We start from the raw sequence: 14,850 nt of genomic DNA on the forward strand, positions 1-14,850 counted from the left end.
GCGACGGTAGAAGCACAGATCGTGAGCGCATTTGCCCAGCGTCGATTTGCCCGCGACGTTCTCGGCAAACGACCATTTTCCATACAGCACGAACGGGCCGAGTCCATTTTGACCGATGTGCTTGGCTGCGCCACCTCGGCCTGGCTCGCTGAAAACGACTTTGCTCTCATCAGGCCCTTAGCGGATTCAATTTGCTTGGTGATGTGCGATCCCTAGGGCAAACTCGCTGCCGGGGCTGCAGGAGGTGAAATGAGAGCACGTGCAGCGACGCTCGGGGATCTCGAGGATGTCTTTCATGGCCTATCCAAGCGGATGTCGGACGAATACGCGGCGGCCGGCAAGGACAGCAAGGTCGCCTATGACAATCTGATGATGAATTTGAAGGAAGGCCGGGCGCACGCGCTTGTCGAGGGCGAGAAGGCCGTGGCCATCATCGCCTGGCATGAAAACAGCGACGCCGCCGATACGCTGTTCGCCGCGCAGGACGATTTTTTCCGTGGCTCCACCGTTCGCTTCTGCAAACGGCATATCAGGCATATCCAGGCGCTCGCCGGCAACCTGCCCGTCCATTCGCGCAGCTGGCTGCAGGGGCCTGATGTCGGGCGGTGGTTCAAGATCATCGGCTATGTCGAGCAGGGCCAGGAGAACGGGGCCAGATTGTTCGCGTTGCAGCCCGCCAGGTAGAGTCACGCCACGTAACCGCAAATCAGCACTCGGGCCGGCATAGACCGGCAGCGCTGCGACTCCCCGCCGCAGCCGCGAAAAGGCTGCCGGCGCTGAATTCATCAACGGCACCATCCTTCTCCGCTGACACGGCCCAAAAGGAATGGGATGGCGGCGTGCAATCCGGGCGCAGACGCCTGTTGCATTCGAGCCAGACAGCCGGAAAATCGGTGACAAGAGCGGCCGGAACGTGTTGAAGATGACGGTCAACGCGGAGAGGGACGCGCGATCGGGTTGCACTCGGCAAGTGTTGATGGTTTGTTGCCGGTCAGCGGAGAACCAGTGATGCGAGAATCCATGGGGCAAGACGAATACGGGTCGTTCGATCCGGACGACCTGCCGAATCTGAATGCGATCGGGCCGGCCATGGGCAGCGGCAATGACTTCGAGAGATACGCGGTCGCCGTGATCATCGTGTTCGGCGCCTTGATCATTGGCGGGCTGATGGCCGCGTCGATGACCTTCGGCCATCGCAACGGTTTCCTGTTCGCGCTTGGCGGCGCCACGTCGGCCTGGATTTCCGGAAACGCGCTTCTGCTGGACCGGCCGCGCATCTACGCGCTGTTCGTCGGCATCGCCGCCCTGATGCTTATCGCATCGACCATCACCCTGGTAACGTGACAGCCCTGCCGGTCTCCAGACCAAAAGCGGCTGACCCGTAGGCTCTCGATCGAAAGCCACCCCGGGTATCAATATCCGAGCGCCTCGCCCGATGCGGCGCGGCTGTCGATGGCGCCATTGTAGCGCGCGCCGCCCCCCTTCCCGATTTCCGCCAGGCTCTTGCCGCCGACAAGGATGCCGGCCGCCTGGCCCCAGGTCTGGTCGCTGAGCTCGAGGTGATAGCCCATGCCGGCCAGCAGTCTTTCTGTGTCGGGCGACAGGCCGAACGGTTCGACATAGACCGTGTCGGGCAGCCATTGGTGGTGGATGCGCGGCGCGTCGACCGCCTCCTGGATGTTCATGCCGTGATCGATGACGTTGACGATCGCCTCCAGCGTGATGGTGATGATGCGCGAGCCGCCCGGGCTGCCGATGACCATGAACGGCTTGCCGTCCTTGGCGACGATGGTTGGGCTCATCGACGACAGCGGCGTCTTCTTCGGCTGGATGGCGTTCGCCTCGCCCTGGACCAGGCCGTAGAGATTGGGCACGCCGGGCTTCTGGGTGAAATCATCCATCTCGTTGTTGAGCAGAATGCCGGTGCCGTCGGCGACGACGCCGGCGCCGAAGGAGCCGTTCAGCGTGTAGGTGACCGCGACCGCGTTGCCGTCCTTGTCGATGATCGAATAGTGCGTGGTTTCCTTGGACTCGCCAAAGCCCTTCGGCATCAGATCCTTCGAAACGCCGGCCCGGAATGGGTCGATCTTGTCGCGGATGTTCTTGGCGTAGGCCTTGTCCAGCAGTTTGGAGACCGGGTTGTCGACAAAATCGGGGTCGCCAAGGGCTGAATTACGATCGACGTAGGCATGGCGCATCGCCTCGACCATGACATGGACCGTCTCTGCCGAGCCGGCGCCGAGATAGGACAGTGGATAGCCCTCGAGCACGTTGAGGATTTCGCAGATGATAACGCCGCCGGAACTTGGCGGCGGCGAGGAGGTGATCTCGTAGCCGCGGTAATTGCAGGTCACGGGCTTCAGTTCGCGCACCACGTATTGTTCGAAATCCGGCTTGGTCAGGATGCCGCCCCTGGCGCCGCTCGCCTTGACAATGGCGTCGGCGATGGCGCCCTTGTAGAAGGCATCGGGGCCTTTGTCGGAAATGGCCGAGAGCGAGGCGGCAAGGTCGGGCTGGACCAGCTTCTCGCCGATGCCATAGGGCTTGCGATCGGGTTTGAGGAAGATGGCCGCCGCTGCGGGGTCCTTCGCCAACCGTTCAGCGCTGCCGGCGAATGAGGCGGCATCACCCTGATTGAGGACGAAACCGTCCCTGGCATAGTTGATCGCCGGCGCCATCAGCTCTTGCCTGGACAAGGTGCCGTATTTCTGGCGAGCCATCTCGAAACCGGCCACCGAACCCGGCACGCCGACCGCCAGATAGCCATCGAGGCTGGCGCCCTTCACGGGGTTGCCCTCCTTGTCGAGATACATGGTCTTGGTCGCGGCAAGTGGCGCGCGTTCACGGAAATCGAGGAAGGTCGATTTGCCGTCCTTGAAGCGTATGGTCATGAAGCCGCCGCCACCGATGTTGCCGGCATTGGGGTAGACGACCGCAAGGGCATAGCCGACGGCAACCGCCGCATCGACGGCATTGCCACCCTTCTTCAACACGTCGATGCCGACTTCTGACGCCAGATGCTGGGCCGTTACCACCATGCCGTTCTCGCCCCTGGCGGGTACCGGCGAGGCGGCAAAAACGGTTGTGAATGGGACGAAGGCAAAGGTCAGTGAAAGACTGGCCGCGATCAGGGTCCGGCGGGTAAGATGCATGTCGGGTCTCCGGGCGTAAGGACGCTTAGGAAAGACCGTTGGGATTGGTGAGTCCAGCCAATTGTGACAGTTGGCGATCCTCGACGCCCCCTCTGGCCTGCCGGCCATCTCCTCCGCAGGGGCGAGAGTGGATGTCGCCGTCGCTTTCGCCAATCACCGCCGTTGCAGGAACAGCGCCTTCGGCGAAGCTGCTGATCTCCCCCTTTGCGGGGGAGATGTCCGGCAGGACAGAGGGGGGGTGCTCAAGCGCTGCCGTCGCCCGTCGGGTCGAGAGAGAAGAAGTTGACTACACAATCCCGCCGGAACCGCCGGCGACCGCCGGACGTTCCGCCGCGACCTTGGCGCGGTAGCCCGCCGCTCGATAAGCCGCGACGGGATCGACGGCACCGCCAGTCTTCAGCCGCGCCATGGCGAGAATCGGCTCGACATCGGTGCGGTAGGCCGCCTTCAGCGTCTGCGTCGCCATCAGCGCATCGTTGCTGTCCTGATAGCCTTCGAGCGCCTTGCGGTCGACCAGCAGTGCCTGCGCATAGGCGCGGTGCACCTCTACCGCCGACAGCATCAGGCTTTCGATCGGATCGGTGACGTTATGGCTCTGGTCGAGCATATGGGCGGGGTCAAAACCCTCAGCACCGGACAATTCGGCATCGACCAGCTCGTTGAAGACCAGGAACAACCGGTAGGGATCGATCGAGCCGGCATCGAGATCGTCGTCGCCATATTTGGAATCGTTGAAGTGGAAGCCACCGAGTTTCCTGGACTGGATCAGCCGCGACACGATCATCTCGATGTTGACGTTGGGCGCGTGGTGGCCGAGGTCGACAAGGCAGAAGGCCTGGTCGCCGAGTTCCTTCGCGATGATGTAGTTGGTGCCCCAGTCCTGCACGACCGTGGAATAGAAGGCCGGCTCGTACATCTTGTGTTCGGTCAACAGCTTCCAGTCTTCCGGCAGGCCGGCGTAGATTTGCCTCATCGCATCGAGATAGCGTTCGAAGGCCTTGGCGAAATTGACCTGGCCGGGGAAGTTCGAACCGTCGCCGATCCAAACCGTCAGCGCCTTGGAGCCAAGCGTCTTGCCGATCTCGATGCATTCGAGATTGTGCTCGACCGCCTGGCGGCGCGTGCCTGCATCGGCATGCGACAGCGAACCGAATTTGTAGGACAGCTTCTGGTCCCTGGCGTCGGAAAAGGTGTTGGAATTCATCGCGTCAAAGCCGAGGCCGAAGCGCGAGGCCGCCTGCTTCAGCCGGTTCGGATCGGCCTTGTCCCACGGAATATGCAGCGACACGGTCGGTGTTGCCTGCGTCAATTGTTGGATGACCGCGCAGTCCTCGATCTTGTCGAAGATGTCGCGCGGCTCGCCGGCGCCGGGAAATCGCGCGAAGCGCGTGCCGCCGGTGCCGACACCCCAGGACGGGATGGCCACGGCGAATTTCTCGACATTGTCCCTAATGGCGTCGATGCCGATGCCGCGCCGGTCGAGCCGCTCGCCGAGCGAGGCGTAGTCGCGCTCGAGGTCGGCCTTGCGCGCCGCATTGTCCCGTTCGACGATGTCCGCGGAGATGATGGTTTCGGACACTGCTGTTCCTCCCAGAATGCGTACGGCTGGCGCCGCCCCTCATCCGCCTGCCGGCACCTTCTCCCCGTGAAGAACGGGGAGAAGGAAAGCGCTCCGGCGCCGATGATCCCCCTCTCCTCGTTCTTCACGGGGAGAGGGGGAGGGTGAGGGGCAGCGCCAACTTTAACAAGTTACCGCGTAAAGCTCTGCGCGTTGCCGGCGTCGACATTGACGATGTTGCCGGTCGACTTGGCCGACATGTCGGAAGCGAAGAAATAGATCGCTTCCGCAATGTCTTCCGGAAAGACCGAGCGCTTCAGCATCGAGCGCGAGCGGTAGTGTTCCTCCAGGTCGTCCGTGGACATCTTGTAGGCGGCGGCGCGCTGTTCCTTCCACTCACCGGTCCAGATTTTCGAGCCGCGCAGCACCGCGTCCGGGTTGACGACATTGACCCGGATCTGTGCTTCCGCGCCCTCCAGCGCCAGGCAGCGGGCGAGATGAATCTCGGCTGCCTTGGCGGTGCAATAGGCGGCGGCATTGGGCGACGCGGCAAGGCCGTTCTTGGAGGCGACGAAGACGACATTGCCGCCGATCCCCTGCACCCTGAACAGCCGGAAGGCTTCCCGCGAAACCAGGAAATAACCGGTCGACAGGATATCCATGTTCTTGTTCCACAGCGCCAGCGTCGTCTCCTCGATCGGCGCCGAAGAGGCGAGACCCGCATTGGACACCAGGATGTCGATGCCGCCGAACTCGACCGCCGTCTCGGCAAAGCCGGCGACGACCTGGTCTTCCGAAGTGACGTTGATGACAACAGGCCGGACGAAATCCTTGCCATAGGCCTTGGCCAGTTCCTCATTGGCGCTGGCGAGTGCCGTTTCGTCGATGTCGGCCAGCACCACGCAGGCGCCTTCGCGCAGCAGGCGGTTGGCGGTCGCTCGGCCAATGCCGCCGGCACCGCCGGTGACCAGCGCGATCTGGCCGGCGAGCGACTTCGGCTTCGGCATGCGCTGCAGCTTCAAATCCTCGAGCAGCCAGTATTCGATGTCGAAAGCTTCCTGCGCGGGCAGACCGACATAGGAGGAGACCGTCGAGGCGCCACGCATGACGTTGATGGCATTGACGTAGAATTCGCCAGAGATGCGTGCCGTCGCCTTGTCGCCGGCGAAGGTGAACATGCCGACGCCCGGCATCAAATAGACCACAGCGTTGGGATCGCGGATAGCGGGCGAGTCCGGATGCTTGCAGCTGTCGTAATAAGCCTGGTAGCCGACCCGATAGGCGGCGACATCATCGGCGAGGCGCGCGATGACGGCATCGACATCCGGTTTCGCCGGATCGAATTCGATGACCAGCGGCCGGATCTTGGTGCGCAGGAAATGGTCCGGACATGAGGTGCCGAGTGCCGCCAGCGGGCGCAAATCCCTGGAGTTGACGAATTCGAGCACGGCGAGCGAATCGTCGAAATGGCCGAGCTTGTGGCTTTTCTCCGAAATCAGGCCGCGGATTTTCGGCATCAGTTTCGCCGCGATGGCGCGACGAGCCGAAGCGTCCAGCGACTTCACCACTTCGCCGCCGAAAATGGCGAGGCCTTCGGAGCGGCGCTCGAACCATTCGATCGCCTGGTTGATCACCGAGATCGTCGTTTCGTAGCATTCCTTGGGGGTGTCTCCCCAAGTGAACAGGCCGTGGCTTTCAAGGATGACACCCTTGGCCTGGGGATGTTCGAGGCAGAATTTCTCCAGCCAGAGGCCAAGTTCGAAGCCAGGCCGCTTCCACGGCAGCCAGCCTATCGCGTCGCCGAATATCTCTTTCGTCAGCGCTTTGGAATCCTTCGCGGCGGCAATCGCGATGATGGCATCGGGATGCATATGGTCGACAAAGGGCTTGGGCACATAGGCATGCAGCGGCGTGTCGATCGAGGCCGCGCGCGGATTGAGATTGAAGGTGCAGTGGGGGAGATATCCCACCATTTCGTCCTCGTGCTCGACGCCCCGGTAGAGGCCTTTGAGCGCACGCAGCTTGTCCATGTAGAGCGTGGCGAAACCGTCGAGCTTGATCGAAGCGCTGTCGCCGCCCGAGCCCTTGACCCAAAGCACCTCGACATTCTCGCCGGTAAGCGGATCCTTCTGCCAGATCTTCGATGACGTATTGCCGCCGCCATAGTTGGTGACGCGCTTGTCGAAACCGAGCGTGTTCGAGCGATAGACCAGAAGCTCGGGCTCGCTCATCCCCTTGGCCTTCGCATCATCCCAAAGATTGGCGAGGCGCGAGCCGGAGCGCTTGTCGAGCATGGATAGTCCTCCCTGGGGACCCAGAAAGCGCGGTCCCTTTTCGTCACGAATGTCTACGCAACAGGCTTACTTGTCAATCATAAACGATCATTATCGATCATATTGCACCGCACAATGAAATTATATGATCGGAAATGATTGACACTGTTCTTTTTGAGTGCCTAGATGGCCAGGCAGGGAGGAACCATGCACGAAAAAGAGCGCCACAGGATCATTCTGTCCGCCGTCCAGGAAAAACCCGTGGTGACGGTGCAGGAGATGGTCGACCTGACGGAGTCCTCCGAGGCAACGATCCGGCGCGATATCGCCGCGCTTCATGTGCAAAAGCGCCTGCGCCGGGTGCGCGGCGGCGCCGAGGCGATCTCGCCGCCGCAATTCATCGGCCTTGCCGGACGGCCCTTCTCAGTCAATGAAACGCTCAATGCCGCGCAGAAGCGGGCAATCGCGCGCGAAGCCGTCGAGTTGTGTCGGGACGGCGAGCCGATCATCATCAATGGCGGCACCACCACCTTCCAAATGGTGCATTTCCTGACCGGCCGCCGCATGCCGATCTTCACCAATTCATTCCCGATCGCCGAGCATCTGCTCAAGCATTCCAAGAACACGGTGATGCTGTCGGGCGGTACCATCTATCGCGAGCAGAACATCATCCTGTCGCCCTTCGATAACGACGTGACGCGCAATTTCTACGCGCGCCGCATGTTCATGGGCGCCCAGGGGCTCGGGCCGCTCGGCCTCATGGAAGGCGACCCGCTTTTGATCCAGGCGGAGCAGAAACTGATCGACCAGGCCGACGAGCTGGTGGTGCTGGTCGATTCCTCGAAGTTCCGCAAACGCTCGAGCCTGATCCTGTGTGGTCTGACGCGCATCGCCACCGTCATCACCGATGACGGCATCGAGGATCGCGAAGCCAAGATGCTGGAGGCAGCCGGTGTGACGCTGATCGTCGCCCGCAAGTCGGCAAAGGAAGAATCTTCACTGCAGGCCTGAGATCATCTCACGCCCGCAGCGACGATGGAATGCAACGCTCAAGGGAGGATATTCGATGAGCTTCTTGAAGAAATTGCTGGTAACAGCGGCCTTCTCGGCCGCCATGTTCGTGAATGCCGCCTATGCCGAGAACGTCAAGATCGCGCTGGTGGTGAAGTCGCTCGGCAACGGCTTCTTCGATGCCGCCAACAAGGGCGCCGAAGAGGCGGCCAAGGAACTCGGCGACGTCGACATCATCTACACCGGCCCGACCAAGGCCACCGCCGAGGCGCAGATCGAAGTCGTCAATTCGCTGATCGCGCAGAAGGTCAACGCCATCGCGATCTCCGCCAATGACGCCGACGCGCTGGTGCCGGTGCTGAAGAAAGCCATGGAGCGCGGCATCACCGTCATCTCCTGGGATTCGGGCGTCGCCAAGGAGGGCCGCCAGCTTCACCTCAACCCGTCCGATACCGGCCTGATCGGCGAGACCATCATCAAGCTCGCCGCCGACTATCTGCCGGAAGGAGGCGATGTCGCCATCCTGTCGGCCTCCTCGACCGCGACAAACCAGAACGCCTGGATCGAAGCTGCCAAGAAGGTGCTGCCGGAGAAGTTCCCCAAGATCAAGCTGGTCGCCACGGTCTATGGCGATGACGATTCGGCCAAGAGCACCGACGAAGCCAAGGGCCTGTTGAAGTCCTACCCGAACCTCAAGGCGATCATCGCGCCGACCACGGTCGGCGTCGTCGCCGCCGCCCAGGTCGTCACCGACGAGAACCTGATCGGCAAGGTCAATGTCACCGGCCTGGCGCTGCCGTCCGAGTTCAAGAAGTTCATCGACAATGGCGCTAGCCAGGCGGTCGCGCTGTGGAACCCGATCGATCTCGGCTACTCGGCCGTGTACCTCGCCCATGATCTGGCCGTGAAGAAGGAAGAGGCCAAGCCCGGCGCCACACTGTCGATCGGCCGCGTCGGCAAGGTCACGCTCGACGACACCAACTCGGCCGCGATGGCTCCGCCCTTCCAGTTCGACAAGAGCAACATCGAGAAGTTCTCCAAGATCTATTGATCCTGGAGCCGGTACCCTCCCGCTTGTGGGGAGGGTCGGCGAGACGGTCGTGCGAAGCAATACCGACGAGACGGGGTGGGGATGGCGACGTCTCCGCACATTAGGACTTTGATATGCTTGTAGACCCCCACCCCGCTCACTTTGTTCGCGACCCTCCCCGCAAGGGGGAGGGTAAGGCAGCTCCTCGCCTGACGCTGTCCGGCATCTCAAAGAGCTTTCCCGGCGTGCGCGCGCTGCACAATGTCAGCCTGTCGCTCTATCCGGGCCAGGTGACGGCGTTGATCGGCGAAAACGGTGCCGGCAAATCGACACTGGTCAAGATCATGACCGGCATCTACCAGCCCGACGAGGGCACAATCAGCATCGACGGCCAGGCCGTCACCTTGCCCAGCGCGCATGTCGCTTTCGGGCACGGCGTCACCGCGATCCATCAGGAAACCGTGCTGTTCGACGACCTTTCGGTCGCTGAAAATATCTTTCTCGGCCATGCACCGCGCTCGCGTTTCGGCACCATCGACTGGCGCACGATGCGCAAGGACGCCCGAGAAGTGCTCGACACCATGCATGCGGGCCATATCGATGCCGACGCACGGCTGAAGGACCTCGGAATCGCCAACAAGCACTTGGTTGCCGTGGCGCGCGCCATGTCGATCGACGCCCAGATCGTCATCATGGACGAGCCGACAGCCGCCCTTTCGATGAAGGAGATCGAGGAGCTGTTCCTGCTCATCGAATTCCTCAAGAGCGAAGACAAGGCGATCCTGTTCATCAGCCACAAGTTCGACGAGATCTACCGCATCGCGGACCGCTATACGGTGTTCCGCGATGGCGAGATGGTCGGAGAAGGCCTGATCAAGGATACCAGCCAGAGCCAGATCGTGCGCATGATGGTCGGCCGTTCGGTCGACCACATCTTTCCACAGCGCAAGGCCGAGATCGGCGCGCCGGTGCTGTCCGTCTCCGGCCTGTCGCATCCGACCGAATTCAACGACATCGGCTTCGAACTGCACAAGGGCGAAATCCTCGGCTTCTATGGCCTTATCGGGGCCGGGCGCAGCGAGGTGATGCAGGCGATTTCGGGCATCACCCGCACATCGGCCGGCACGATCACGCTGGAAGGCAGGATAATCGCGCCAAAATCGGCGGCGGATTCGATCGAGGCCGGCATCGTCTACGTGCCGGAAGAACGTGGCAAGCAGGGCGTGGTGATCGGCCTGCCGATCTTCCAGAATGTCTCGCTGCCCTCGCTCACGCGCACCTCCAAATCCGGCTTGTTGCGGCTGGCGGAAGAGTTTTCACTCGCCCGCACCTATACAGAGCGGCTGGATCTGCGCGCCTCCTCGCTCAGCCAGGATGTCGGCACGCTGTCGGGTGGCAACCAGCAGAAGGTCGTCATCGCCAAATGGCTGGCGACCGCGCCCAAGGTGATCATTCTCGACGAACCGACCAAGGGCGTCGACATCGGTTCGAAGGCCGCCGTGCACGGCTTCATGGCAGAGCTGGTGGCGCAAGGCCTGTCGGTGATCATGGTTTCGTCGGAACTGCCGGAGATTCTCGGCATGTCCGACCGCGTCGTCGTCATGCGCGAGGGTCTCGTCGCGGCGGTCTACGACAACAAGGGACTGGACGCCGAGACGCTGGTCCGGACCGCGGCGGGGATCGCGGCATGAAAGCTATCCTGAAATATCGCGAAATCTGGCTGCTCGCCGCCATCGCCGTTCTGATCGGATTGATCTCGACCCGCTTCCCCGCCTTCGCCGACCCCGGCAATCTGCGCCAGGTGTTCAACGACACATCGATCCTGATGATCCTGGCGCTCGGCCAGATGGTGGTCATCCTGACTCGGTCGATCGACCTGTCGATGGCTTCCAACCTGTGCTTCACCGGCATGGTGGTGGCGATGCTGAACGCCGCGCACCCGGCGATCCCCATCCCCCTGCTGATCGTCATCGCGCTGGCCGTCGGGCTGGTGCTCGGCGCCATCAACGGCCTTCTGGTGTGGCGGCTGAACATCCCCTCGATCGTGGTGACACTGGGCACGTTGACCATCTATCGCGGCGCCACCTTCGTTCTGTCCGGCGGCGCGTGGGTCAATGCCGACAAAATGAGCCCGGATTTCATCGGCTTCCAGCGCACCGCCTTCCTCGGCGTTCCCGTGCTCTCCTGGATCGCCGTTCTGGTCATCGCGCTGTTCTTCACCCTGATGACGCGGACCGCGCTCGGGCGCTCGATCTACGCCATCGGCGTCAACCCGACGGCGTCGGTCTATGCCGGCATCGATGTCGGGCGCACGAAATTCATTGTCTTCTGCATCTCGGGCATGATCGGCGGCCTCTCGGGCTACCTCTGGATCTCGCGCTATGTGATCGCCTCGGTCGAGGTCGCCAACGGCTACGAGCTCAACATCATCGCCGCCTGCGTCATTGGCGGCATCTCGATTGCAGGCGGCATCGGCTCGGTCGGCGGCGCGGTGTTAGGGGCGCTGTTCCTCGGCATCATCTCCAACGCGTTGCCGGTCATCAACATCTCGCCCTTTTGGCAAATGGCGATTTCGGGCAGCGCGATCATCCTGGCCGTCGTGCTCAACGCGCGCGGCGAACGCCAGCAGGGCCGCATCATCCTGAGAAAGATCGAGGCGGCATGAACAGCACTTCGCTCCGGTTGGATCGAGAGGTCAGATTGTTGCCGATCGCAACAGTCCTGTTTTCAAGGTTTGTGCCGCCCCTCATCCGCCTGCCGGCACCTTCTCCCCGTATAGTGACGGGGAGAAGGGAGAAGCTCCAACGCTGGCGCCCCCCTCTCCCCGTCTCTATATGGGGAGAGGGTAAGGGTGAGGGGCGGCGCCAACATTCGATCGGTTTGGCCAAATGACCGACATAACCAGGCCCCCTGCCCCGCGCCACATCCCCGACCGGCTCGACAAGCCGCTGTCCTCGGCGATCTTCTCGTGGGAAGCGCTGCTCGTCATCATCGCGGTTCTCATCTTCGCCATCAACAGCTTCGCCTCGCCGTATTTCCTCGATCCCTATTCGCTGTCGGACCTGACGTTCAATTTCACCGAAAAGGGCCTGATCGCCTTTGCCATGGCGTTGCTGATCATTTCGGGCGAGATCGACCTGTCGGTCGCGGCCATCGTCGCGCTCGCGTCGACGCTGATGGGCATGGCGGTGCAGGCCGGCGCCGGGACACCGGTTCTGGTGCTGATCGGCATCGTCGTCGGGCTCGGCTGCGGCGCCTTCAATGGCTTGCTGGTGACAAGGCTCGGCCTGCCTTCCATCGTCGTCACCATCGGCACGATGAGCCTGTTTCGCGGCATCGCCTTCATCATCCTCGGCGACCAGGCTTACAAGGGCTATCCGGAAAGCTTCGCCTTCTTCGGGCAAGGCTATGTCTGGTGGGTGGTGTCGTTCGAACTGGTGCTCTTCCTCATAGCCGCCGTCGCTTACTGGTTCCTGCTGCACCGGACGAGCTTCGGCCGCCGCGTCTTCGCCATCGGCAACAATCCGGTCGCGGCGCAGTTTTCCGGCGTGCGCGTCGGGCGCATCAAATTCATCCTGTTTTGCCTGACCGGACTGATGTCGGGCATCGCCTCGGTGCTGATCACCTCCCGGCTCGGCTCCACCCGACCGTCGATCGCGCAGGGCTACGAGCTCGAAATCATCACCATGGTGGTGCTGGGCGGCGTCAGCATTCTCGGCGGCGCCGGCAGCATTCTGGGCGTCGTGCTCGCCGCCTTCATCATGGGGCTGGTGACCTTCGGCCTCGGCCTGCTCAACGTGCCCGGCATCGTCATGTCGATCTTCATCGGTCTGCTGCTGATCATCGTCATCGCGCTGCCGATCGTCTGGCGGCGGCTGCGCGGAGGACGCTGATGGCCGAGAAGTACGCGTTCAAGATGATGCTCAAGCCCGGCATGAGGGCCGAGTACAAAAAGCGCCATGACGAGATCTGGCCGTCTCTGGTGGCGCTGCTGAAGCAGGTCGGGGTGTCCGATTATTCCATCCATCTCGATGACGAAACCAACATCCTGTTCGGGGTGCTGTGGCGGCGGGATGGTCACGGCATGGCCGAGTTGCCGAACCATCCGGTGATGCAGCGCTGGTGGGCTCATATGGCCGACATCATGGAGACCAAGCCGGACAACGAGCCGGTGGCGGTGCCGCTGGAAACGGTGTTCCACCTGGAATGAGCACGATACGCCATGTCGCCGTCATCGATATCGGCAAAACCAATGCCAAGGTGGCGCTGGTCGATCTGGTCACCTTGAGCGAGGTCGCGCTGCGTCGCATGGCAAATGCGCCGGTGCGTCAGGCGCCCTACCCGCACCACGATGTCGAAGCGCTGTGGAATTTCATCCTCGACGGCCTGGCGGGCCTCAACCGCGAGCAGCGCATCGACGCCATTTCGATCACCACCCACGGCGCGACAGGCGTGCTGGTCAATGCCGCGGGCGAACTGGTGCTGCCTGTGCTCGATTATGAGTTCGACGGTCCCGACAGTCTGGCCGCGGACTATGACGCGACGCGCCCGCCCTTCGGGGAGACCGGCACGCCGCGCCTGCCGCTCGGCCTCAATCTCGGCGCGCAATTCTTCTGGCAGCAGAAGCGTTTCCCGCTGGAATTCGCCAGGGCCACCACGATGCTGATGTACCCGCAATATTGGGCGCTGCGGCTGACCGGCATCGCCGCCAACGAAGTGACGTCGCTCGGCTGCCACACCGATCTGTGGAACCCGTGGACCGCCGATTTCTCCTCGATGGTCGACAAACTGGATTGGCGTCGGCTGATGGCGCCGGTGCGGCCGGCCGGGGACCGGCTCGGCCCGATCCTGCCCACGCTTGCGGTGCGGACCGGCCTCGATCCACGGACGCCCGTTTTTTGTGGTCTGCACGATTCCAACGCGTCGCTGCTGCCACATCTCCTGTCCGACGCGCCACCCTTTTCGGTGGTTTCGACCGGCACCTGGGTGGTGTCGATGGCGGTCGGCGGCAGACCAGTCGTGCTCGACCCGACACGCGACACGCTGGTCAATGTCAATGCGCTCGGCGATCCGGTGCCCTCCGCACGGTTCATGGGCGGTCGAGAGTTTTCGACGCTGACCGAGGACAAGCCGCAGGATTCGAGCGAAGATGACGTTGCCGCCGTGCTGACGCGAAAGGTCTTGCTGCTGCCTTCCGCTCAGCAGGGTTCTGGACCGTTCCCGCACCGCACCGCGCAGTGGAGCAATGCGGAAAATTCCAGTCCCGGGCAGCGTTTCGCCGCGATTTCGTTCTACCTCGCGCTGATGACCGCGACCTGCCTGGACCTCATAGGCGGCGACGGTCCGACGACGGTCGAAGGGCCGTTTGCCCAAAACCGGCTTTTCATCCGCATGCTGGCGGCAGCGACAGGCAGACCGGTCATCTCATCGGAGACCTCGACGGGCACCAGCATCGGCGCAGCGCTGCTGGCGTCGGATGGCGCTACGATTACGAGCAAAGGCGAGCGAACTGAGCCGCCGGCTGAGCGCGCCTGGAGCGATTATGCGCGAGCATGGCAAAAGGCCGCCAGGGCATAAGTTGCGGCATGGCTACCCAGCCTTGCTTGACAGGCCGGCGCCGCCCCTCATTGCCCTGCCGGGCATTTCTCCCCGTTAGTGACGGGGAGAAAAACGCGTCGTCGACGGTTTCGCCAATCGCCGCCGTTGCGGCCACCCCTTCTCCCCGTCACTAACGGGGAGAAGGTGCCGGTGTCCGAACCGGATAGATAGGTAACAGGATGGACCGATTGCATGGGTAACGGTTTTCTTGTCCGCCGGGAGGACCGG

13 protein-coding genes are annotated in these 14,850 nt (G+C 62.5%); 10 read left to right on the forward strand and 3 right to left on the reverse strand.

What is annotated here, in order from left to right; genetic code table 11:
* Positions 1 to 21 precede the first annotated feature (21 nt).
* From FJ934_RS14775 to FJ934_RS14785, 3 genes are all read left to right on the forward strand, one after another.
* The gene (locus FJ934_RS14775; protein ID WP_140610340.1) at positions 22 to 216 is read left to right on the forward strand and encodes a hypothetical protein; all 195 of its coding nucleotides are present in this window, start codon (positions 22 to 24) and stop codon (positions 214 to 216) included.
* A 33-nt stretch (positions 217 to 249) separates the two neighbouring features.
* Entirely contained in the window at positions 250 to 684 is a 435-nt protein-coding gene (locus FJ934_RS14780) for a hypothetical protein (protein WP_140610341.1), read from the forward strand.
* Positions 685 to 1,008: 324 nt separating this feature from the next.
* Positions 1,009 to 1,344, forward strand: a complete 336-nt coding sequence (locus FJ934_RS14785; RefSeq protein WP_140610342.1) for a hypothetical protein — start codon at positions 1,009 to 1,011, stop codon at positions 1,342 to 1,344.
* Between the two features lie 68 nt (positions 1,345 to 1,412).
* Here FJ934_RS14785 and ggt read toward each other — a convergent pair whose 3' ends face one another.
* The 3 genes from ggt to FJ934_RS14805 form a co-directional block, all read right to left on the reverse strand.
* The gene (ggt, locus tag FJ934_RS14790; RefSeq protein WP_140610343.1) at positions 1,413 to 3,152 is read right to left on the reverse strand and encodes a gamma-glutamyltransferase; all 1,740 of its coding nucleotides are present in this window, start codon (positions 3,150 to 3,152) and stop codon (positions 1,413 to 1,415) included.
* A gap of 286 nt (positions 3,153 to 3,438) precedes the next feature.
* Entirely contained in the window at positions 3,439 to 4,731 is a 1,293-nt protein-coding gene (gene rhaI / locus FJ934_RS14800; protein ID WP_140610345.1) for an L-rhamnose catabolism isomerase, read from the reverse strand.
* Positions 4,732 to 4,901: 170 nt separating this feature from the next.
* A complete protein-coding gene (locus FJ934_RS14805; protein WP_140610346.1) occupies positions 4,902 to 7,004 on the reverse strand; it encodes a bifunctional rhamnulose-1-phosphate aldolase/short-chain dehydrogenase in 2,103 nt (700 codons plus the stop codon).
* 186 nt (positions 7,005 to 7,190) lie between these two features.
* Here FJ934_RS14805 and FJ934_RS14810 point away from each other — a divergent pair, with 186 nt between their 5' ends.
* From FJ934_RS14810 to FJ934_RS14840, 7 genes are all read left to right on the forward strand, one after another.
* A complete protein-coding gene (locus FJ934_RS14810; RefSeq protein ID WP_140610347.1) occupies positions 7,191 to 7,994 on the forward strand; it encodes a DeoR/GlpR family DNA-binding transcription regulator in 804 nt (267 codons plus the stop codon).
* Positions 7,995 to 8,049: 55 nt separating this feature from the next.
* On the forward strand, positions 8,050 to 9,045 hold the full coding sequence (gene rhaS / locus FJ934_RS14815) for a rhamnose ABC transporter substrate-binding protein (RefSeq protein WP_140610348.1): 996 nt from the start codon (positions 8,050 to 8,052) through the stop codon (positions 9,043 to 9,045).
* 113 nt (positions 9,046 to 9,158) lie between these two features.
* Complete coding sequence (locus tag FJ934_RS14820; protein WP_246671513.1) at positions 9,159 to 10,715, forward strand: sugar ABC transporter ATP-binding protein; 1,557 nt, start codon at positions 9,159 to 9,161, stop codon at positions 10,713 to 10,715.
* Positions 10,712 to 11,689: an ABC transporter permease gene (locus FJ934_RS14825; RefSeq protein ID WP_140610349.1), complete on the forward strand. Its 978-nt coding sequence runs from the start codon at positions 10,712 to 10,714 to the stop codon at positions 11,687 to 11,689. The genes FJ934_RS14820 and FJ934_RS14825 overlap by 4 nt, the downstream gene beginning before the upstream one ends.
* A 223-nt stretch (positions 11,690 to 11,912) precedes the next feature.
* Positions 11,913 to 12,917 (forward strand): ABC transporter permease, encoded by a 1,005-nt coding sequence (locus tag FJ934_RS14830; protein ID WP_140610350.1) that lies wholly within the window; start codon positions 11,913 to 11,915, stop codon positions 12,915 to 12,917.
* Positions 12,917 to 13,234, forward strand: a complete 318-nt coding sequence (gene rhaM / locus FJ934_RS14835; RefSeq protein ID WP_140610351.1) for an L-rhamnose mutarotase — start codon at positions 12,917 to 12,919, stop codon at positions 13,232 to 13,234. Before FJ934_RS14830 ends, rhaM begins: the two co-directional genes overlap by 1 nt.
* The gene (locus FJ934_RS14840) at positions 13,231 to 14,601 is read left to right on the forward strand and encodes an FGGY-family carbohydrate kinase (protein WP_140610352.1); all 1,371 of its coding nucleotides are present in this window, start codon (positions 13,231 to 13,233) and stop codon (positions 14,599 to 14,601) included. Before rhaM ends, FJ934_RS14840 begins: the two co-directional genes overlap by 4 nt.
* The last annotated feature ends 249 nt before the right edge of the window (positions 14,602 to 14,850 follow it).

Source organism: Mesorhizobium sp. B2-4-12, assembly GCF_006441575.1.
In the GTDB taxonomy this organism is placed as follows: domain Bacteria; phylum Pseudomonadota; class Alphaproteobacteria; order Rhizobiales; family Rhizobiaceae; genus Mesorhizobium.